The sequence below is a fragment of the Amycolatopsis sp. NPDC004625 genome (assembly GCF_040609695.1).
GTDB lineage: Bacteria > Actinomycetota > Actinomycetes > Mycobacteriales > Pseudonocardiaceae > Amycolatopsis.
The window spans coordinates 192,927-212,617 of record NZ_JBEXKX010000003.1 but is presented as its reverse complement, the minus strand read 5'-3'; the positions used below and the strand labels follow the sequence as shown (position 1 = coordinate 212,617).

General features: G+C 68.9%; 17 protein-coding genes and 1 tRNA gene. 8 read left to right on the top strand and 10 right to left on the bottom strand.

Annotated features, from left to right (window positions below; translation table 11 throughout):
* Positions 1-221: 221 nt before the first annotated feature.
* From ABZW17_RS04700 to ABZW17_RS04670, 7 genes are all read left to right on the top strand, one after another.
* Positions 222-488, top strand: coding sequence for a hypothetical protein (locus ABZW17_RS04700; protein WP_354809633.1), 267 nt, complete (start codon positions 222-224; stop codon positions 486-488).
* Positions 475-720 (top strand): AMED_5909 family protein, encoded by a 246-nt coding sequence (locus ABZW17_RS04695; protein ID WP_354809631.1) that lies wholly within the window; start codon positions 475-477, stop codon positions 718-720. The genes ABZW17_RS04700 and ABZW17_RS04695 overlap by 14 nt, the downstream gene beginning before the upstream one ends.
* A gap of 334 nt (positions 721-1,054) precedes the next feature.
* The gene (locus ABZW17_RS04690; protein ID WP_354809629.1) at positions 1,055-2,608 is read left to right on the top strand and encodes an FtsK/SpoIIIE domain-containing protein; all 1,554 of its coding nucleotides are present in this window, start codon (positions 1,055-1,057) and stop codon (positions 2,606-2,608) included.
* The gene (locus ABZW17_RS04685; RefSeq protein WP_354809627.1) at positions 2,605-2,991 is read left to right on the top strand and encodes a hypothetical protein; all 387 of its coding nucleotides are present in this window, start codon (positions 2,605-2,607) and stop codon (positions 2,989-2,991) included. The genes ABZW17_RS04690 and ABZW17_RS04685 overlap by 4 nt, the downstream gene beginning before the upstream one ends.
* Positions 2,991-4,586: a replication initiator gene (locus ABZW17_RS04680; RefSeq protein WP_354809625.1), complete on the top strand. Its 1,596-nt coding sequence runs from the start codon at positions 2,991-2,993 to the stop codon at positions 4,584-4,586. Before ABZW17_RS04685 ends, ABZW17_RS04680 begins: the two co-directional genes overlap by 1 nt.
* 13 nt (positions 4,587-4,599) lie before the next feature.
* Entirely contained in the window at positions 4,600-4,818 is a 219-nt protein-coding gene (locus ABZW17_RS04675; RefSeq protein ID WP_354809623.1) for a helix-turn-helix domain-containing protein, read from the top strand.
* Positions 4,818-6,017 (top strand): site-specific integrase, encoded by a 1,200-nt coding sequence (locus tag ABZW17_RS04670; protein WP_354809621.1) that lies wholly within the window; start codon positions 4,818-4,820, stop codon positions 6,015-6,017. Before ABZW17_RS04675 ends, ABZW17_RS04670 begins: the two co-directional genes overlap by 1 nt.
* 218 nt (positions 6,018-6,235) lie before the next feature.
* On the opposite strand, the gene ABZW17_RS04665 is transcribed toward ABZW17_RS04670, so the two are convergent.
* The 6 genes from ABZW17_RS04665 to ABZW17_RS04640 all read right to left on the bottom strand — a co-directional run bounded on the left by ABZW17_RS04665 (position 6,236) and on the right by ABZW17_RS04640 (position 12,611).
* Positions 6,236-6,841, bottom strand: coding sequence for a mobilome CxxCx(11)CxxC protein (locus ABZW17_RS04665; protein ID WP_354809619.1), 606 nt, complete (start codon positions 6,839-6,841; stop codon positions 6,236-6,238).
* Between the two features lie 217 nt (positions 6,842-7,058).
* Positions 7,059-7,132: transfer RNA gene (locus ABZW17_RS04660), tRNA-Pro, on the bottom strand.
* Positions 7,133-7,249: 117 nt separating this feature from the next.
* Positions 7,250-8,413, bottom strand: coding sequence for an alginate lyase family protein (locus ABZW17_RS04655; protein ID WP_354809617.1), 1,164 nt, complete (start codon positions 8,411-8,413; stop codon positions 7,250-7,252).
* Between the two features lie 129 nt (positions 8,414-8,542).
* Positions 8,543-10,798, bottom strand: coding sequence for a glycosyl hydrolase family 18 protein (locus ABZW17_RS04650; RefSeq protein ID WP_354809615.1), 2,256 nt, complete (start codon positions 10,796-10,798; stop codon positions 8,543-8,545).
* A 119-nt stretch (positions 10,799-10,917) separates the two neighbouring features.
* Positions 10,918-11,697: an enoyl-CoA hydratase/isomerase family protein gene (locus ABZW17_RS04645; protein WP_354809613.1), complete on the bottom strand. Its 780-nt coding sequence runs from the start codon at positions 11,695-11,697 to the stop codon at positions 10,918-10,920.
* Positions 11,698-11,699: 2 nt separating this feature from the next.
* Positions 11,700-12,611 (bottom strand): PaaX family transcriptional regulator C-terminal domain-containing protein, encoded by a 912-nt coding sequence (locus tag ABZW17_RS04640; RefSeq protein WP_354809898.1) that lies wholly within the window; start codon positions 12,609-12,611, stop codon positions 11,700-11,702.
* A gap of 147 nt (positions 12,612-12,758) precedes the next feature.
* Between ABZW17_RS04640 and ABZW17_RS04635 the strand changes: the two genes are divergently transcribed.
* The gene (locus ABZW17_RS04635; RefSeq protein WP_354809611.1) at positions 12,759-14,396 is read left to right on the top strand and encodes an ABC-F family ATP-binding cassette domain-containing protein; all 1,638 of its coding nucleotides are present in this window, start codon (positions 12,759-12,761) and stop codon (positions 14,394-14,396) included.
* Between the two features lie 39 nt (positions 14,397-14,435).
* On the opposite strand, the gene ABZW17_RS04630 is transcribed toward ABZW17_RS04635, so the two are convergent.
* The 4 genes from ABZW17_RS04630 to ABZW17_RS04615 form a co-directional block, all read right to left on the bottom strand.
* A complete protein-coding gene (locus ABZW17_RS04630; protein ID WP_354809609.1) occupies positions 14,436-15,257 on the bottom strand; it encodes a carbohydrate ABC transporter permease in 822 nt (273 codons plus the stop codon).
* Entirely contained in the window at positions 15,254-16,219 is a 966-nt protein-coding gene (locus tag ABZW17_RS04625; protein WP_354809607.1) for a sugar ABC transporter permease, read from the bottom strand. The genes ABZW17_RS04630 and ABZW17_RS04625 overlap by 4 nt, the downstream gene beginning before the upstream one ends.
* A complete protein-coding gene (locus ABZW17_RS04620; protein ID WP_354809605.1) occupies positions 16,201-17,475 on the bottom strand; it encodes an extracellular solute-binding protein in 1,275 nt (424 codons plus the stop codon). The genes ABZW17_RS04625 and ABZW17_RS04620 overlap by 19 nt, the downstream gene beginning before the upstream one ends.
* 107 nt (positions 17,476-17,582) lie before the next feature.
* Positions 17,583-19,673 carry an alpha-galactosidase gene (locus tag ABZW17_RS04615; RefSeq protein WP_354809603.1) on the bottom strand — a complete coding sequence of 697 codons (2,091 nt, stop codon included), beginning with the start codon at positions 19,671-19,673 and terminating at the stop codon, positions 17,583-17,585.
* Positions 19,674-19,691: the final 18 nt, after the last annotated feature.

Below are 19,691 nucleotides of genomic sequence, written 5' to 3'. Positions count from 1 at the left end.
CGAGGCGTGGGAGCAGGCGTATCGGGACTACATGGCCGCGTGGGAACACGGCCGTGCGGTGCTGTCGCCGGTGAGTGCGGCGAACACGGCGAATGCGGCTCGGCGAGTGTCGCGGGCGTGGCACGAGCTGGCGCAGGTGCGCGGGTTGCCGTGGTGGTGTGTGGCGGCGTTGGAGTCGGCGGCCGAGGGGTTCGCCGACCTGGCCCGGGAGTGGGAACGACATGACGGCAACGTGGGACGGGCTGGGGCTGCGCTGGACGGTCGGGGCGGGTACCGAGGTGACGGTGGAGGAGACCGGGACGGGCGCATCGTGTCCGCCGGTTCTGGTGCTGGCCGGTGGGCTGTGCGTGGTGACGCTGGTGCCGCCGGAGGACCAGAACGCCTGGACGGGCTGCGCGGTGTTCCTTCGCCGACTCCGCGACCACGCCGAGGACCTGGCGGCGCTGCTGGAAGCCCGCGCGGAGAGGCGTGACAGTGCGCAGGACTGAGCCGAAGACGCTCCGGGACGCCCACGAGGTCGTGATGGACCGCCGGCCACCCAACGACGCGAACCCGTCGGTGTGGCTGGCGTTCCGCCTCGGCAACGCACGGCTCTACAAGGCCGTCGCGGACGTCGACCGGGGTCATCACCACGAGGCGCTGTACTGGGCCGGATACGAGGAACGGAAAGCGGGTGAGATCTCGGCAAACCTTCAGGCGCAGGGCAAGCCTGCTGATTAGTCGCATGTAGACGACTGGAAATTCAACAGTACTAGCGAAAACGCACGCTATGACGTGCGGCGATGAAACACGTCCTGATGTGGGTGCGTGTGATCCGTTAAGGCGCAGAAGCGGTGCCTGGCTACCAACCTTGCCGCTCCTGCGCTGTCCACAACCAGCGGAAGTGAACAATGACAACGCTAAACGACGACAACCGGCGAGCGTCAACGGGGGTCACCCGAACGCGCTGCGCCTCCTGCAAACGATTCGCCAAACTCCTGCCCGGCGAGACCCAGTGCGCCCCCTGCTTGGGAATGCTGCCGCTGGACCTCGACGTGAAGCGGGGTGGTCGGTGATGTCTCCCGGCTTCGCGGTAGTGGCCGTGGCTGGGCTGGGGCTCGGTGTGTGGGTGCTGCACAAGATCGGCCGCGCCCTGGCCTCCGTGGTCGAAGGCTTGGCTGCGGCGGCCGTCGTGTTCGTGGCCCTGTGGTGGCTGTGCAAGGCCGTGGTGTGGATGCTCGCGCAGGTCGTGACCCGGTGGCGGACCAGCCTCGCCGTCGTCGCGATTTGCGCCTGGTACGAGCTGTTCGGATGGCTCTCCCTGGTGATCATCCTGGGCAGCGTCGCGGTGGTCCTGGCGACGTGGTGGATGATCGACGCCGTCTCGTTTGACCAGTGGTGCGGACGGTTCCTGCGCTCCTGGTGGGCCCGGTGGGCGGTCTACGGGCGGAAGCTGCCGGAGTGGCTGCACGCCTGCGGCCTGTCGGTGCGGGACGAGGCGTTGCCGGTGGTGGTGAACGTGAACCTCGTCGGCCGTCGACGCGCGCTCTCACGATCGACGTCGAACCGGCCGAACGCGCGACTGCCCAAGGTGCTCGGCGTCCGGTCCGGTGCCTCGTGGGATGAGGTGCGGGTGGAGCTGGTGGCCGGGCAGAAGCCGGAGGACTTCGACGACGCCGCCCGAGCGCTGGCTGTCGCGCGGAAGGTCGCTCGCTGTCAGGTCCGCGAGCTGGCACCCAACGTCGTCTCGATCGACTTCCAACGGCGCGACTTGCTCAGCGGCGGGGTGGCCGGCTCCGAGGTCCCGGACGGCCTCGACTCGACCGGCGTGGACCTGCGCCACGTCTGGGCCGGGCGGACCGAGTACGGCCGTGACTGGCGCGTCCCTCTGCTGGGCTCGGGTGCGCACTGCCTGACCGCCGGTGCCTCCGGGGCGGGCAAGAACTCGGTGATGTGGTGCCCGCTGGTCGCGGCGGCCTCGGCGATCCGGGCCGGGGTGGTGCGCATGTCCGGCATCGACCCCAAGGGCATGGAACTCGCGTACGGACGCGGGATCTTCTCCCGCTACGCGGTGGGCGGCAAGGACGCGGTCGAGTTGCTTGACGGCCTGGTGGAGGAGATGGAATCCCGCAAGCGCGCGTTCGCCGGGCGGCTGCGCACGATCCCGGTGTCGACGGAGTATCCGTTGGAGCTGCTGGAGTTCGACGAGATCGGCGCACTCACGAAATACACCGACCGCAAGACCCGCGAGGCCATTGTGGAACGCGTCGCGCTGCTGACGACACAGGGTCGGGCATTGGGGATCTCGGTCCGTGGCTACGTCCAGGAGCCGACGAAGGACACCGTCCCGGTCCGGGAGCTGTTCACCCGGCGTGTGTGCCTGCGGGTCACGTCCAAGACACACGTCGGGATGGTCCTCGGGGACGGCGCGTACGAGCGCGGGGCCTGGGCCAACCGCATCGGCGACTCCGAGGCCGGTGTCGGCTACGTCTGGGGCGAAGGCATCCGCGAACCGCTGCGCATCCGGGCCGGATGGGTCTCCGACTCCACAGTGAAGGCGCTGGAGGCGTATGTGACCAATGGGGGTGTCGCGGATCTGCGGCACGGCGGTGAGGGGGTGGCCGCGTGAATCGGCTGATGATCTTCCTCGACGCGATCCGTGACCATCTCGACTCGCACCAGTTGCCGCCGGCCGCCTCGGTCGACGTCAACGCCTGGTCCAGCCCGATCACGGTCCAACTGGATGTTGACGGCCTGGCGGCGGTCGCTCGGGCGTTGCTGGTGTGGAGCCAGACGCTCGAGGACGTGTCGGCGCGGCTGTGGCGGCTGGTCGATGGGAGGTGGGTGCATCTGTCGATCAGTGGCCGGACGCCGTGCGGCATTCCGGTCGTGGTGTTCGGGGTGGTGCGGTTCGAGCCGAGCACGTTCCCGGATCTCCCGGTCGGGGCGAAGCAGGACATGCCCGTCTACCTGCTGCGTGGCTGGTCCTCGCCCGGGGAGGTGGCGGCCTGATGAGCGAGACACGCGCTGAACGGATGCGGACCCCGCTGGCTGCCGACGTGATCCGGGCGACGGCGGAGAAGCACGGCGTCTGCGTCCGGCCGTTCACGATGGAGGTCGGCGACACCGAGACCGGCGAACTCCGCTACGTCCCCGTGCCGTGCGGGTCCACTGTGGAGTCGGTGTGCCTGCCGTGCGCGCGGAAGGCAAAGGCGCTTCGACAGGCGCAGTGCCGCGAGGGCTGGCACATGACCGAAGAGCCCGTCCTCACTGCTGAGCCGCCCTCGGAGGATCACAAAGAGCTGCTGACGTACCGGGCGGACTTGGTGGCGGCGTATCGGGAGGTGGTCGAGCATGACCAGGCGGAGGCGGAAGAGCTGCGGGAGGAGATCGCTGGGGTTGACGTGGAACTTCGGCAACTCGGGATGCGGGGCCGGCTGCCCGCCCTCGATGTCCCGGTCAAACCTGCGGTGAAGCGGTCGACCAAGCGCAGGCAGGATGCGCCGAACCTTCCTCGGCGAAAGGTCGCGAAGACCACCGTCGGTCGGGAGTACGCCGGGAAGTTCCGGCCGTCCATGTTTGTGACGCTGACCTGCGATACCTACGGGCGGGTCCGCGGTGACGGTGCCCCGGTCGACCCGTCCCGGTACGACTACCGGCGGGCCGCCCGGGACGCGGTGCACTTCGCCGCGCTGGTGGATCGGTGGTGGCAAAATCTGCGCCGGGTAGTTGGCTGGGACGCGCAGTACTTTGCCACTGTCGAGCCCCAGCGTCGGGCCGCTCCGCACCTACACGCGGCCATCCGGGGCTCGGTGCCGCACGACGTGATCCGGCAGGTCACTGAGGCCACCTATCACCAGGTCTGGTGGCCGGCGCATGACGAGATCGTCTACACCGACCGTCTCCCGGTCTGGGATGGCCCGGAGACCGGGTTCGTTGATCCGGAGACGCGTGTGCCGCTGACCAGGTGGGACGACGCGGTGGAGGCGGTCGAGCGTCCGGCGCACGTCGTCACGTTCGGGCGTCAGGTGCACTCGAAGGGCATCCTCGGCGGCACCGAAGAGGCCGGCCGCCACATCGGCTACCTGACCAAATATCTGACGAAGTCGACCGGGGAAGTGGTCGAGGCGGACAGCCCGGCCCAGGCTGATCATCACGACCGGCTGCATGCCGAGCTGTCGGTTACACCGTGTTCGCTGCGCTGCGCGGTGTGGCTGCTCTACGGAGTCCAGCCCAAGGGTGTCACGGGCAAGACGACGCCGGGGTACTGCAAGGGCCGGGCTCACCGCCGATCGACGCTCGGGCTGCCCGGCCGTCGTGTCCTTGTGTCGCGGAAGTGGTCGGGCAAGACGCTGGTCGACCACAAGGCCGATCGGCGGGCCTTCGTGCTGCAGGCACTCGCGGCGGTCGGGATCGAGAAGTCGGACGCCGACCGCCCACAGCAGGTCTGGCGCAAGGTCGAGCCCGGGGATCCGCAGGTCCCGCCCCGGCCGCACCTGGTCATGCGCGCCATCGCGGAACGGATCACTTGGAAAGCCGAGTACGACCGGGCGCTACTGGCGGCGGGGAGACCTCCAGAAACTTCGGCAACCGAGCTCGCGGCCTGAGAGGGGAGTGGACATGGAACTGCGACTGGTGGATGGGCGGTGGCTCACGACGGAGGAGTTGGGCACCCTGCTCGGCGTTGATCCGTCGACGGTGCGGAGGTGGCGAACGGCCCGGCCGCCGCAGGGACCACCCTTCGTTCAGCTCTCCGAGCGGGTGACCGTGTACAGCGCGTCAGACATCGAAGCGTGGCTACGGAGCAGGCGCGTTGATCCAGGCCAGGCGGCTGCGTGATGGCCGGCGATGTGCGGCTTCCACTCGGCGTCTCGCTGTCGTCCGATGTCGAGTACCGGCCTGGCCGGGCCAGCCCGTACCGCGCTCGGGTGCGGTGGATCGACCCTGTGACGAAGAGGCGTCCGAGCAAGTCGGAGGCGTTCGCGTCCGAGGACGAGGCGCGCGACTGGATCACCCGGATGGAGCGTGCCGCAGCTCAAGGCGTCGATCCGAACACGGCGACGATGAAGCTGGTCGACTACGGGACGACGAACATGACGTTCGCTCTCCGGGGGCTGGAGGCCAAGACCACCGATCCGTACTTGGCCGGCTGGCGGAAGCGGGTCGTCCCGACGCTGGGGCACCTGCCGGTCAGCATGATCACGAACGGGGCGGTTGATCGGGCGGTGCATGCGTGGATCGCGGACGAGTGCAGCCGGTCGACGGTGAAGAACAGCATTGCGGTGCTGGTCAGGGTCATGGAGCAGGCTCTCCGGGACGGCATCATCGACCGGAACCCGGCACGAGTGAGCGGCTGGCAGCAGGAGTACAAGCGTGCCGAGGACGAGTTGGACGATCCGCGGTCGCTGGCGCTGCCGGACTGGGTCTCGCTTACGACGCTGGCGGATGCCCTGGTGGCGCGGTCGTCGGGGGAGTATCGAGGTTGGGGTGACGTGGTGCTGTTCGCTGCCTGCACGGCGGCTCGGATCGGGGAAGTCTCGGGCTGTCGGGTGGGGGATATCGACACCGAGTCTTGGACGTGGACGGTTCGACGACAGACAACGCCGTCACCTGGCGGGCTAGTGGACAAAGGGACGAAGGGAAAGCGAGCCCGAACCGTACCGCTGATCGGAGAGATACGGGAGCTGGTGAAGCGTCGTATTGCCTTAGCTGATAACGACCTAGACGGCCGGCTGTTCAAGGGCCCGCGCGGCGGTCGCATTACGACTGCGGTGCTCCGCGACGCGACGGCATGGGACGACATAGTGGCGAAGCTCGGGTACGAACAACTGAGGCGTCATGACCTGCGTCATACGGGTCTGACCTGGATGGCTGATGCGGGTGTGCCGATTCATCACTTGCGGGAAATCGCAGGCCATGGCTCTATCTCAACAACGCAACGCTACCTCCATCCAGACAAACGGACCGTGATAGCAGCCGGGAGTCTGCTCAGTGCACACTTGTCTGTGTCGCGCGAACCTAAGGTTCAAGCCGGATAATTCGCTATTTTCCACACATTGGGCATGTAATTCCGACGGGGCCGAGTTCAACTTTCATGAAGCGTTTTGCTTCACGGGTCAACGTTATTTTGCGCTCATAAGGCGCGGAAATGTATGCATTAAGCTCTGAGACAAGCTCCCGTTGCTGGCTTGGTTGCAATTCTGTGTACGCGTTAAGAATTCTTGCTACTTCGTGATCCATTGTCTTTCCAATCGTGCTAGAAATTTCCACACAGGTCGCACTTCGTGGCTGTCATCCCTATCGGAGTTTCCTTGCATGCAGTGCAGGGTATCCCGAGTTCACGCAGTCCGGCGCGAAGCCCTTTTCGGCGTTCCTTGGCTTTCAGGTTCCACTTCGTATCCTGCTCTCGCCGTGAGGCGTCTTCGGCGACGAGGCTTTCGTAACGGAGCTTTAGTTCGCCGAGATCGAGTGTTAGGTCTCGCGCCGTCTTGACGTACTGTCCAAAAAGTCTGCGATTCGAAATCATCGACTCGACTGCATAGCTTTGCGCTTCGACCCAGCGTGCGACGAGCGACCATAGAGAAAATACTACCTGCGCGGTTCCGAGTGCTGAGCCAACTATGATAATTAGCGGCAGTGCCTTGAAGCCTGCACCGTAGCTCAAGGCTAAAAGTCCCACGACTACAGGAACCACGAGGCCGGCGAAGGTGATCAGCTGGAGGTGCCAGGTGAGTCGATGTGAACGCCACTCAAATACGGACGCAGTTCCGAAGGCTTCGACGGCCCGCTTCAGGCAGTCGCGTCGGATAACTTCGGCAGGGTCGGGCTGCGAGTTCGGCGCTGGTGAGTCCGACGACTCCACAGGACCTCCGGTGTCTATTGTTGTTTGCATTGATCCACTTGGGCGATGGGGGTCACTGCAGATTGGTCAGACTACGCCCGGGGGTTTGAGCTCGACGGGCTGGTCCCTATGTGGTCCCCAGGCCTCTCGTGCAGTTGGGGGCGCAGGTGTGCGTAGCCGCGAGCAAGAAAGCCGCCTGACCTGGGCTTTCACCCAAGCCAAGCGGCTTCTGTGTCCGTCGGGCTGACAGGATTTGAACCTGCGACCCCTTGACCCCCAGTCAAGTGCGCTACCAAACTGCGCCACAGCCCGGACTCGCACTCCCTGAGTGCGTGAAAGTACTTTAGCGTGCCCGCCCAACCCCCCTGCAACCAGGGTCCCCCGTCTCCCTGACCTGCGAAAACAGGCCAGGGAGACGAGCGCTCAAGATCAAGCCGGATTCGCCGCGTGGGTCAGGGTCTGCCACGCCACGAACAGGGCGTTCGATCCCGCCGGGCGCTGGCGCTCCGTCAGTGTCTGCGTGTTCGCCATCGCGATGCCCATCCGGGTGCTCAGGGCGTTGAAGCCCACCTCCGTCACCGGGCCCAGGCCCAGGTTCAGGTGGCCGCCGCACAGCCAGCTTGGGGGCGCCGCTCCCAGCTGGTACTTCGACTGGAAGCCCAGGGCCTGGCGCAGGCGCGTGCCGATGTCCGTTCCGTACACGTCGTCGCCCTGGATGCGCAGTGTCTCCGCCACGTTCGCTGTTGCCGCTATGCCGTAGCCCGTGTGGGTGAAGTCGCGGCACGTCTCCTGGGTGAGGCCGTCCACGAACGTCGATTGGCCCTGCCAGTAGCTCACGATCTGCGAGCGGGACGAGAGGCCGCTGCCGGGGACCGTCTTCGGCAAGGCGCCGTCCGAAGCCAGGTACACGTACGCCGCGACGCGGTTGCGGTAGCGGGTCACCGCCTTGTCGTAACTTGCCTTGTCCTCCAGGAACACCGAGATGCCCACCGCGGCTTCCATCATGGACAGTTCCCAGTTTCCGTTGCTGTTGCTGCCGTTGATCACCTTGCTCAGGTACACGTTGCGCAGCATCGTCGCGAAACGGCCGGAATTCGGCCAGCTCGGATACGTGTACTTGATGAGCTCCGCCGCGCGGGGCCAGGATGATCCCGCCCAGCCCGTCTGCAGGGGTGCGTTGCTGTTCGTGTGGCTCGTGATCACCGCCGACCACGCGTCCATCAGCGCGATCGCCTTCCGGGCGTAGCGGGCGTCGCCCGAGATGTACCAGATCAGGGCGTCCGTGTACGCCGCGATCGCGTCCTCGCGCTCGTCCGTGCAGCCGTGGTTCGGGTTCGAATACGAGCCGCACTCCACCACCGCGCGCGGTTTCGGGGTGCGGGACAGGGATGCGTACGAGCTCGAGAAGGCCTGGTCGTACGCCGCCTTCCAGGGTTGGGAGCCCGCGTTCACCTTGGCCTTGACGAAATCCAGCTGCGGACGGCTGACCAGCACGCCCGGGTGGGTGAACGCCGCCGGGGCCGCCGGGGCCGGGGTGGCGGTCGGGCCCAGGAGCAGGGGCACCAGGACGAAGACCTTGCGGAAGCGGGACATGGCTCTCCTCGAGACGACGGTGTCTTCGGGCGCGCGCCGGCTCAGTGTCATGGTCCAGACCACCGTTGGTCAAGTATCAGAAAGGCGTTCAGCCCGCTGAACGAGAAGTGTTCAGCGGGCTGAACCACCTCAGCCGAGCCCGGCGCTCACCGCGTTCATCAACGCGCCGGTGTCGCCCGACATCTCCCACGCCATCACGCCGAGCAGCCCGCGCGACTTCAGCCACGTCGTCTTCAGGCCGATCGACCAGGCGTCGTCGTAGGTCCACCACTGGCCGCCGTTGCCCGTGTAGCACGACGTCGCCACCGCGGCCGTGTCGTGGTGGACCGTGCAGTTCGGCACGCTCGCCAGCAGGTTCGCGTACCCGCGGGTGCCCGCTTCCTCGGCGAACTGCCCCGGCGCCGCGCCGGTTGCCGACTGCCATTCGCCGGCTTTTCCGCCGTCGGCGACGCCCTGCCAGCCGCGGCCGTAGAACGCCAGGCCGAGCGTCAGCCGCCGCGGGTCGACGCCCGCGTTCGTGTACGCGTTGATCGCGCTTTCCGCACTGAAGTGGAAGTTGTACGGGTCGTCCGCGTCGGCGTACAGGTTGCCCTGGTGGCCGGTGCGGTTCGGCTCCCACGAGTTGTCGCTGCCCGACCCGTGGAAGTCGTAGCCCTGCACGTTCGCCACGTCCAGGTAGGTGAACACCTTCGGCAGGTCCCAGCCGGACGCCACCTTGGCCGGGTCGGCCGGGGTGAACGCGTGCAGCTGGTACCGCTTGCCGGTCGTCGCGCCGTACGCGTCGAGCTGCGTGCGGAACTCGGCCAGCAGCGCGGTCAGGTTCGCCTTGTCGTTCGGGCTCCAGTGGTTGCCCGGGTGCCCGTCGCCACTGGCCGGCCACTCCCAGTCGAGGTCGATGCCGTCGAAGAGGCCCGCCGCCGTGCCCGGCCCGCCCGCGCCACCGTAGGACGCGATGTTGCCCTTCAGCCAGGTGTCCACACAGGACGAGACGAACTTCTTGCGCGACGCGTCCGTGGCGGCGACGTCCGAGAAGTACTTCGAATACGTCCAGCCGCCCAGCGACACCAGCACCTTCAGGTTCGGGTGCTTCGCCTTGAGCTTCTTGAGCTGGTTGAAGTTGCCGCGCAGCGACTCCCAGCCCGTGTCGGCCACGCCGTCGACCGACTGCGCCGCCGAGAACGGCCGCGAGTAGTCGGCCTCGGCGTCCCCGGCGCCGTCACCCTGGTTCGGGTCCTGGGGGTTCGCCGTGGTGCCCTTCGTGACGCCGGACAGGCAGGTCAGGTTCACCGGGTCGATGTTCTCGAAGGCGTAGAGCAGGTGCGTCAGCTTCGACGCCGCGCCCGAGGTCTCCAGGTTCTTCACGAAGTACTGGCGCCCGTAGATGCCCCACTGCACGAAGTACCCGACCTTCGCGTAACCCGAGACGATGTCGCCGGTCTTCGCGGTGACGGCCGCACTCGGCGCCGAAACGTTGTCGTAGCCGTCACGCGCCCGGACCGTGAACGTGTACGAAGTGGACGGTGCCAGCCCGGTCACCACGGCGGACGTCGTCGTCACCGTCGTGGCCAAAGTGGACCCGCGGTAGACGTCGTAGCTCACGACGCCGGTGTTGTCGGTCGAGGCGGTCCACGCCAGGGACACGCTGCCCGAGTCCGCGGCCGTCGAGCGCAGGCCGGCGGGCGCCGACGGCGGCTGGGTGTCGTCGGCCGGGTTGTTGGTCGTGACGGCCAGCGCCGCGCTCGCCGGGGACGTGTTCCCCTTGGCGTCCTTGGCTTTCACGGTGAAGGAGTACGCCGTTCCCGGGGTGAGCCCGGGGATCGTGGCGCTCGTGCCGGTGACCGACGTGGCGAGGGAACTGCCCTGGTAGACGTCGTACCCGGTCACCGGCAGCGAACCGGCTACCGCCGCGTCCCAGGCCAGCGCGACCGTCTTGGTCGTCTTCGCGACCAGGCGCAGGTTCGGCGGCGCACCCGGGGGCGTGTCCGGTGAACCGTCGCAGTTGGCGTTGTCGACGCGGCACTGCGCCGGCGTCGCGGCCGCGCTGAGCCGGAACGTCGGGCTGTAGGGGTAGGTCGTGCGGCCCGGCGCCAGCGTCGCGATGTAGTACGCGGGCGTCAGCGTGACCTGGGTGCCGTTCTGGGTCACTGTGCCGTTTTCGCCGGTCGAGGCGGTGACGCCGGCGGGCAGCGTGAACGTGAGGGCCCAGTTGCTCACCGACGCCGTGCCGGTGTTGGACACGGTGTACGTGCCGGTGGTGCCGCTCATCGCCAGGGTGGCGGTCAGCGAACCGGCAGCGGCGGCGGGTGGCGCGAGCGCCGCGGTGCCGCCGGCTGCGATCAGCAAGGCGGCGAGCGCGGAGCGTAGTCGTGCGGGAGTGCGTCTCATGGCGGTTCTCCAAGCGGCACGAGGCGGGGGACGAGGTGGTCTAGACCACATCGAATGTAACCCGGCCCGGGGAGAACCGCGCACGCCCGAACGGCGGAAACCGCTGTCCGAACGGACTGTTAACGCCCGGAGAACGTCGCTTTCCCCGGCCCGTCGGCCAAGAACGACTTCACGGCGTTGCGGAGGTCTTCGGTTTCGAAGAGCTCGGCGGCGATCGTCGTGATGTGCGCGTTCGCCTCGGGGACGCCGCCGGCGGAGAAGTGGTCGAGGACGCGCTTGGTCGCCGCGTGCGCGCGGGTCGGGCCGTCGGCGAGCCGCCGGGCGAACGCCCGGGCCGCGTCGTCGAACCCCTCGTCCGGCAGCACGCGGTTGACGACGTTCCAGCGCTCCAGCGTCGCGGCGTCGTAGGTGTCGCCGGTCATGACGAACTCCTTCGCCCGCCCGACGCCGGCCCGCGCGGCGAGCCGCTGGGTGCCGCCCATGGTCGGCGTCAGCCCGACGACCTTCTCGACGAGGCCGAACTTCGCGCGCGAGGCGGCGAGGATGACGTCGCAGGCCACCGCGACCTCGAACGCCCAGGTCAGGCACAGGCCGTGCGCCGCGAACACGGTCGGGAACGGCAGCGCCGCGATCCGGTCCGGCACCGCCAGCATCTCGTCGAACAGCACCTTCGCCTCGGCGGGCGAGCCCTGGGCGTCGAACAGCGAGACGTCGACGCCGCCGCTGACGATCTTGCCCTCCGCGCGGATCAGCAGCGCCCGCGCGGGCTCGGCCTCCAGCTCGCCGATCGCCGAGGCGAGCGCGGACTGCAGCGAAGCCGTGTAGAGGTTCAACGGCGGAGCGTCGACGGTCAGGACGGCGAGCCCGCCGTCACGATCGAGGCGGACCTGCTGAGTCATGTTCACCCTGCTTCTTCGGCTTCGACGATGTCGTCCCAATACTGCTGGGCCTCGGGGCGCCAGTCGACGTGTTTGTGATGGAACAGTTCCGCCGCCTTCGTCCCGCTCCACTTCGCCGGCAGCAGCTCGGCGGGCAGCTGCGGGTCGAGGAAGGGGAACCGCCGCCACTCGTGGACCAGCTCGGTCTGCGCCCGCAGCACCGCGCGGCCGCCGGTCGGGTGCAGGCCGGTGAAGCGGTCGATGAAGTCCTCGTAGCGGTCCTTCAGCTCGGTCAGCTCCCAGGACCGGGCGACCATGGACTCCTGCTCGCCGACCTCGCCGTAGGCGGCGGTGAACGACATCGCCTGCGCGTCGAGGCCCAGTTCGCTGACGATCTGCTGGGCCTCCCGCTGCCGCGTCAGGTCCGGGCTCACCCACACACCGGCCACCGGCGAGCCGAAGCCCGCCCAGGTCAGCCGGGTGCGCAGCCGGTGCCGCAGGTCCCGCTTGGCCTCCGGGACGGACACGATGAGCATCAGCCACTGCCCGTTCCAGCGGCGTTCTTCGCGGCCGAACGCGTAGATCCGGTCGGCGCCCTCGGTCAGCAGCCGGCGCCCCGGCGGGGTCAGCGACCAGCGCACGCGGCGCCCGACGCGTTCGGAGACCACCCAGCCTTCGGCGGCCGAGCGGGCCAGCGCCTGCCGCGCCGACTTCTCCTCGATGTCGAGGATGCCCAGCACCTCGACGAGCATCGACGTCCAGACCGGCTTGTCCCGCGGCAGCGCGTACTCGCCGAGGACGGTCATCAGCAGCGACCGCGCGCTGGCGTGGCTGACCTCCCGGCGCCGGCTCACCGTGGGCCGCGGCGCGGACGGCCGGCCTTCCCTCGGCTTCGGCCTGCGGCCGAGGGTGACCGGGGGAGCGGGCTCGCCCATGCTGTTCACCGATCCTCACTGTGCTGCGGCACTGACAACCGAACAGGGTACCCACACTGAGTGATCAAAGCGCCACGGGACACACACTGTCGGTGGTTTTGACCTTGATCTGACAGTTCACCACGGGGTCGTAGACTCGGCTACCTCATGAGCGCAACACTCGTCGCGAAGGACCTGGCCGCGGGCCACGGTGACCGCATCCTCTTCTCCGGCCTCGATCTCGTCGTCGCCCCGGGCGACGTCGTCGGCCTGGTCGGCGTCAACGGCGCCGGCAAGTCGACACTCCTGCGGACGCTGGCCGGCCTCGCGAAACCGGACGGCGGGGAGATCCGGCTGAACCCGCCGTCGGCGACCGTCGGGCACCTGCCGCAGGAGCCGGAACGCCGGGAGGGCGAGTCGGTGCGGGCCTTCCTGGCGCGCCGCACCGGCGTCACGGCGGCCCAGGCCGACCTCGACGCGGCGACTGCGGCCCTCACCGACGGCGCGGCGGGCGCGGACGACCAGTACGCGGCGGCCCTGGACCGGTGGCTCGCCCTCGGCGGCGCCGACCTCGACGACCGGGCCGCCGAAGTGGCCGCTGAGCTGGGGCTTTCGGTGGATCTCGAGCAGCCGATGACGTCGCTGTCGGGCGGCCAGGCGGCGCGGGCGGGGCTCGCGTCGCTGCTGTTGAGCCGCTACGACGTCTTCCTGCTCGACGAGCCGACGAACGACCTCGACCTCGACGGGCTGGCCCGCCTGGAGCGGTTCGTGTCGGGCCTGCGGGCGGCGACGGTGCTGGTCAGCCACGACCGCGAGTTCCTGGCGCGGACGGTCGACCGCGTCGTCGAGCTGGACCTGGCGCAGCAGCAGGTGAACGTCTACGGCGGCGGGTACGAGTCCTACCTCGAGGAGCGCGAGGTCGCGCGCCGGCACGCGCGTGAGGACTACGAGGAGTACGCCGACACGAAGGCGTCACTGGAGGCGCGCGGGCGAATGCAGCGGGCGTGGATGGAGAAGGGCGTCAAGAACGCCCGCCGCAAGCAGCCCGACAACGACAAGGCGGCGCGTAAGTTTCGCAGCGAGGCCACCGAGAAGCAGGCGTCGAAGGCCCGGCAGACCGACCGGATGATCGAGCGGCTGGAGGTGGTCGAGGAGCCGCGCAAGGAGTGGGAGCTGCGGATGGAGATCGCCGCGGCGCCGCGGGCGGGGGCGGTGGTCGCGACGCTGCGGGGTGCGGTGGTGCGCCGGGGCGGGTTCACGCTCGGGCCGGTCGACCTGCAGATCGACTGGGCGGACAAGGTCGCGATCACCGGGGCGAACGGCTCCGGGAAGTCGACGCTCCTGGCGGCCTTGCTCGGGCGGGTGGCCGTGTCGGAGGGGGCGTCGGCGCTGGGGCCGGGGGTGGTGGTCGGCGAGGTCGACCAGGCCCGGCGGCTGTTCCTCGGGGACGTTCCGCTGGCCGAGGCGTTCGCGCGGGAGGTGCCGGAGCTCGCCGACGCCGAGGTGCGGACGCTGCTGGCGAAGTTCGGCTTGAAGGCGGCCCACGTGCTGCGCTCGGCGGCGACGCTTTCGCCGGGGGAGCGGACGCGGGCGGCCTTGGCCTTGCTGCAGGCCCGCGGGGTGAACCTGCTGGTGCTGGACGAGCCGACGAACCACCTGGACCTGCCGGCGATCGAGCAGCTGGAGGCGGCGCTGGACAAGTACCCGGGGACGCTGCTGCTGGTGACGCACGATCGCCGGATGCTGGATGCGGTGCAGGTGACGCGCCGGCTGGAGGTCGACGCGGGGAAGGTCCGCGAGCTGTGACGCCTTCGGGTGACGGCTCGGCTCGCGCGAGAGGGCAGCTCACCCCTTCGTAGCCCCGCCCGTCAGGCCCTTCACGAACTGCTTCTGCAGCGCCAGGTAGAAGATCAGCACCGGCAGCGTCGCCAGGAACATCAGCGCGAACACGCTCCCGAGGTCCGCCTGGTACTGGCCGATCGACCGGTAGATCCCCGTCGTGATCGTCGTGCCCTGGCTGGGCCCGAGGATGATGAGCGGGTCGATGAAGTCGTTCCAGATCCACACGCCCAGGAAGATCAGCACCGAGGCCGTCGCCGGGCGCAACAGCGGGAACACCACGCGCCAGAACACCTGCATCCGGCTCGCGCCGTCGAGCAGCGCCGCCTCCTCCAGCTCCACCGGCACCCCGCGGATGAACCCGGTGAACACGAACACCCCGAACGGCACGTAGTACCCGACGTTGAACAGGATCAGCCCCTGCAGCGTCGCCATCAGGTGGGTGACGCGCAGGACGTCGGTGATCGGGATCAGGATCACCTGCGGCGGGATCATCAACCCGGCCAGCAGCACCAGCGTCAGCACCTTCGTCCACCGCTTGCGCGAGCGCGCCAGGTAGTGGCCCAGCATCGCCGACAGCACCGTCAGGACCAGGATCGACAGCACCGTCACCACGATGCTGTTCGTCAGGCTCACCCAGAACAGCCCGTCCGGCCGGGTCAGGACCGCGTGGATGTTCGACAGCGTCGGCGGCACCGGCAAGGACGTGGGCTCCTTCGCGATCGAGGAACCCTCCTTGAACACGTTCGCCAGCACCAGGTACAGCGGCACGAAGAACACCGCACTGACCACCAGCGCGACCGCCGGCCGGGCCCACGAACGGGTCACAGGTCCACCTCCCGGCGGCGCAGGAAGGTCAGCACGACCGTCGTCACGACCGCGACGATCACCAGCATCAGCACGGCCATCGCCGACGCGTAGCCCACGTGGTTCGAGTCGAACCCCGTCTGCAGCACGTCGAACGCGATCGTGGCCGTGGCGCCGGAACCCGGGCCGCCGTTGGTGATCACCTTGACGTAGTCGTAGGTCTTGAACGCCGAAATCAGGAGCACCACCGTGTTGATCGTCAGCGACGGCGCCAGCAGCGGCCAGGTGACCGCCCGGAACCGGCGCAGCGGACCCGCACCGTCGATCTCCGCGGCTTCCAGCAGCTCGGCCGGCACCCCCTGCAGCCCGGCCAGGTACACCACGACGCAGAACCCGAGCATCTGCCAGCACACGATCGACGCCACCGAATACAGCGCGATGTCCGGATCGGACAGCCAGCCCGGCGGGTGCGAGACCCCCATTGCCCGCAGCAGGGTGTTCAGCGGCCCCCGGTCGTCGAGCAGGCGCGACCAGACGATCGACACCACGACCGAGCTGAGGATCACCGGCGTGAAGAACACGCTCCGCAAGGCGTTGTACAGCCAGCCCTTCCGGTCCAGCAGCAGCGCCACGCCGAGGCCGAGGACGTTCGGCACGACCACCACGACCACGGTCAGGATCGTCGTGACCTTCAACGCCGTGAGGAACTGGGCGTCGGTGAACAGCAGCCGGTAGTTGTCGAGGCCGACGAACTTCACCGGCGGGTTGAACGGGTTGTAGTTGGTCAGGCTGTAGCCGAAGCTGATCAGGATCGGCGCCATCACGAAGCACAGGTACACCAGCACACCCGGCGCGCCGAACGACGCGAAATGGGCCACGCGCGGCAGCACCGGGCGGCGCCGGCGACGGTGCCGGACGACGGTGCGGGGCGGGGACGGCGGGGAAACGACGGCGGTCAAGGACGTCAGCCCGCCTTCGCCCACTCGGTGTCCAGGAACGCGCACGCGTCGGCGACCGACTTGCGGCCGGTGATGACGTCCTGGGCGGCCTGGTCGACCTTGTCCTTCATTCCGGGCAGCAGCCCGTCGTCCGCGGTCTCCCAGCGGAAGGCGTGCACCACGGCGTTCTGCTGCACCGCCTGCGTGTACAGGTCGTAGCCGGCCTTGAACGTCGCGCCGACGTCGGACGGCGGCGTGTAACCCTTGATCGCCGGGAACAGGCCGTCGGCCTTCACCGAGGCGTCCAGCTGGTCCTTGTCGAGCTGGAAGCCGAGGGCGAACTTCCGGGCCGCGTCCAGGTTTCCGGCCTTGGCGTTCACGATCATGCCCCCGCCGGTGTAGGCCGGGACGACCAGTTTGCCGTCCTCGGTCGGGAAGTTGAACACGCCGACCTCGAAGTCGTGCTTCTTCGAGTCGGCGTTGGCGGAGAACCAGTTGCCCATCGGGTACATCGCGCTCTGGCCGTCGAGGAACGCCTGCTCGGTCGCCGCGTAGTCGCGGGACACACTCGTCTTGTCCACGTACCCCTTCGCCGCGAGGTCGGCGAGCTTCGCAAACGCGTGCTGGAAAGCGGGATCGGCGAACTTCACCTTGCCCGCGCGCCGCTGCGTCAGCCAGTCCGGCATCGTGCTGTACACCTCGGTGCTGACCAGTCCGGAAAGGATCATCGACGACGGGAAGCCGTCCTTGCCGCCGCCGATGGTGAACGGCGAAAAGCCCTTGTCCTTGAGTTTCCCGGCGTCGGTGACCAGTTCGTCCCAGGTCTTCGGGGGTGCCGCGATGCCCGCGTCGGCGAACATCTTCTTGTTGTAGTAGATCGGCGGGATGGTCTGGGTGTTGGCCGGCAGCTGGTAGTACTTGCCGTTGACCGGATTCGCCTGCGGGAACTGGAAGTCCTTCAGCTCGTCCGGAGTCCAGGCGTACAGGTTGCCCGCCTCGGCGAAGCCGGCCGAGTCGACGGCGATCATCACGTCCGGGAACTGGCCGGACTGCAGCAGCTGCTTCGCGTACGACGTCCGCCCGTCGGCGGTCGGTGCGACCAGCTTCTTGACCTTGATCCCGGGGTTCTTGTCCGTGACGCGCTTGATCGCGGCGTCCCAGTAGGCCGGGGTGAGGTTCGGGGTTTCGAACGTCAGGAAGGTGATCTCCGCGCCGTCGCCGCTGCCGCCGGTGTTCGACCCGACCGAGCACGCGCTCACCGCCAGGAGCATCGCCGCGCCCAGCGCCAGGGACCTTCTCATGTCCAAGCCACCTTCCACCATATGTGATGTATGACGCATTTGATCGGACCTATTCGACGATGTCAAGCGTCAGACGGCGACGAAACCGCATCACACCGCGAGATAGATCAGATCTTTACGCGATCGAGGCGAACGACAGCGCTGGCGAAGTCCCCGGCGGGCAGCTCGACGTCGAGCCCGTGGGCGAGCAGCACGGCCCCGCTGTGCGTGCGCCCCGAACCCGGGTCGAGGTACCGCGCGGCCGGGTCGAGGCCGTCGAGCCGCAGCGGCCGTCCCGGCTCGTTGAAGTGCGCGGCCTGCCGGTAGGCGAAGACGACCGCGTGCTCGCCGTGCACGTACTGGAGGGCGGTGACGCCGTCGTCGACGGGCGGGCGCAGCCGGTACAGCTCGCCGTGCTGCACCACGGGCCGGATTTCCTTGTACGACGTCACCAGGTCCCGGGCGAGGGCGAGGTCTTCGGAGGGCCAGTGCACGACGTCGCCGCCGAGGCCGAGGACGCCGGCCATGGCGACGTGGAACCGGAACCGCAGCGGGACCGACCGCGCCGTCACGAAGTTCGGGTTGTCGGTGACCCACGCCGACATCGCCCGCGCCGGGTAGAGCTGGCCGTAGCCGTGCTGGATCCGCAGCCGGTCGAGCGTGTCGGTGTTGTCGGAGGTCCAGACCTGGTCGGTGCGGGCGAGCACGCCGAGGTCGATCCGCCCGCCGCCGCCCGCGCAGGACTCGACGCGCAGGCCGGGGTGGTCCGCGCGCAGCCGGTCGAGCAGCGCGTACACCGCGCGGGTGTGGTCGACCCACAGCCGGTCCTGGTCGGCTTCGCCGGGCCAGCCCGCCTCGCTGAACGGCCGGTTCATGTCCCACTTGAGGAAGTCGACGCCGTGCGAGCCGACGAGCCGGTCGAGCCACTCGTGCGCCCACGCGGCGACGTCCGGGCGCGCGAAGTTGAGCACCAGCTGCCGCCGCAGCTCGGATCGGCGGCGGTGCGGGTGGTGCAGCACCCAGTCCGGGTGCGCGCGGTAGAGGTCGCTGTCGGGGTTGACCATCTCCGGCTCGACCCAGATGCCGAACTGCATCCCGAGCCCGTGCACCGCGTCGACCAGCGGTTTCAGCCCGTCGGGGAACCGCGAGCGGTTGACGTGCCAGTCGCCGAGGCCGGCGTGGTCGCCGGTGCGGGCGCCGAACCAGCCGTCGTCCATGACGAACAGCTCGGCTCCCAGCGCGGCGGCCCGCTCGGCGAGGGCGAGCTGCCCGGCCTCGGTGACGTCGAACCCGGTGGCCTCCCACGAGTTGTAGAGCACCGGACGCAGTTCGCCCGGGTGCGGCAGGACGTGCGCCCGCACGTAGGCGTGCCACGCGCGGCTCGCGGCGCCGAACCCGCCGCGGGTGTACAGCCCGGCGGAAACCGGCGTGGTCAGCGGACGTCCGGGCCCGACGCGGTGGACGACGCCGTCCTGCCCGAACCCGCCGCTCACCGTCAGGCGCCCGGTCGACGCGCGGGTGGTGGTCAGCCGCCACGACCCGCTCCAGGCCAGCGCGACGCCGTAGACCTCGCCGTGCCGCTCGGTCGCGCTGCCGTCGTCCACCATCACCCACGGATTGGCGTGGTGGCCGGTGATCCCGCGACGGCTGCCGAAGCCGGTCTCGCCGTGCGGCGCGAACTCGCGCCGCAGCTGCGTTTCCGCGGCCCAGCGGCCGGTGACGTGGCTGAGCCGGTAGTCCTCGAAGACCGGCAGCGCCCAGGTGGCCGAGTCGGCGCGGACGACCTCGACGTCGGTGTCGGCCGCCAGCTCGGTCCAGCGTTCGAGGACGTCGCCGCGCAGCCGGTAGTGCAGGGTGATCCGCAGCGGGTAGTGCCGGTCCGCGAAGTGCAGGGCCAGGTGGCCGGCGGTGATCTCGTGGTCGTCGTACCGCCATTCGAGCGCCCGCGTCCCGTCGGCGAACCGCACCTGCAGCGCGGGGGTCCAGTACCGGGTGCCGCCGTCGGCGGCGAGTTCGGCCAGGCCCTCGTTCGGGTCGTTGAAGCCGTCCCACCAGGGAAGCGTTTTCCCGGTCAGCTCGACGACGTCGGCGTCGGGCAGCGCGGGTCCCCAGTAGACGTGGACCGGGACGTCGTCTTCGTCGAGCCGCAGCGCGTAGGTGCTCGTTTCCCCGGTGAGGACCCAGGTGCGGTGCTCGTCGAGGAAGCTGATCCCGGCCATGCGGGACATCCTGCTCAC

Excerpts from the sequence above, each read along its gene's own strand:
- ABZW17_RS04700 (WP_354809633.1), top strand. The coding sequence starts at position 222 with ATGACGGCAACGTGGGACGGGCTGGGGCTGCGCTGGACGGTCGGGGCG.
- ABZW17_RS04690 (WP_354809629.1), top strand. The coding sequence starts at position 1,055 with ATGTCTCCCGGCTTCGCGGTAGTGGCCGTGGCTGGGCTGGGGCTCGGT.
- ABZW17_RS04680 (WP_354809625.1), top strand. The coding sequence starts at position 2,991 with ATGAGCGAGACACGCGCTGAACGGATGCGGACCCCGCTGGCTGCCGAC.
- ABZW17_RS04675 (WP_354809623.1), top strand. The coding sequence starts at position 4,600 with ATGGAACTGCGACTGGTGGATGGGCGGTGGCTCACGACGGAGGAGTTG.
- ABZW17_RS04670 (WP_354809621.1), top strand. The coding sequence starts at position 4,818 with ATGGCCGGCGATGTGCGGCTTCCACTCGGCGTCTCGCTGTCGTCCGAT.
- ABZW17_RS04655 (WP_354809617.1), bottom strand. The coding sequence starts at position 8,413 with ATGTCCCGCTTCCGCAAGGTCTTCGTCCTGGTGCCCCTGCTCCTGGGC.
- ABZW17_RS04650 (WP_354809615.1), bottom strand. The coding sequence starts at position 10,798 with ATGAGACGCACTCCCGCACGACTACGCTCCGCGCTCGCCGCCTTGCTG.
- ABZW17_RS04645 (WP_354809613.1), bottom strand. The coding sequence starts at position 11,697 with ATGACTCAGCAGGTCCGCCTCGATCGTGACGGCGGGCTCGCCGTCCTG.
- ABZW17_RS04640 (WP_354809898.1), bottom strand. The coding sequence starts at position 12,611 with ATGGGCGAGCCCGCTCCCCCGGTCACCCTCGGCCGCAGGCCGAAGCCG.
- ABZW17_RS04635 (WP_354809611.1), top strand. The coding sequence starts at position 12,759 with ATGAGCGCAACACTCGTCGCGAAGGACCTGGCCGCGGGCCACGGTGAC.
- ABZW17_RS04620 (WP_354809605.1), bottom strand. The coding sequence starts at position 17,475 with ATGAGAAGGTCCCTGGCGCTGGGCGCGGCGATGCTCCTGGCGGTGAGC.
- ABZW17_RS04615 (WP_354809603.1), bottom strand. The coding sequence starts at position 19,673 with ATGGCCGGGATCAGCTTCCTCGACGAGCACCGCACCTGGGTCCTCACC.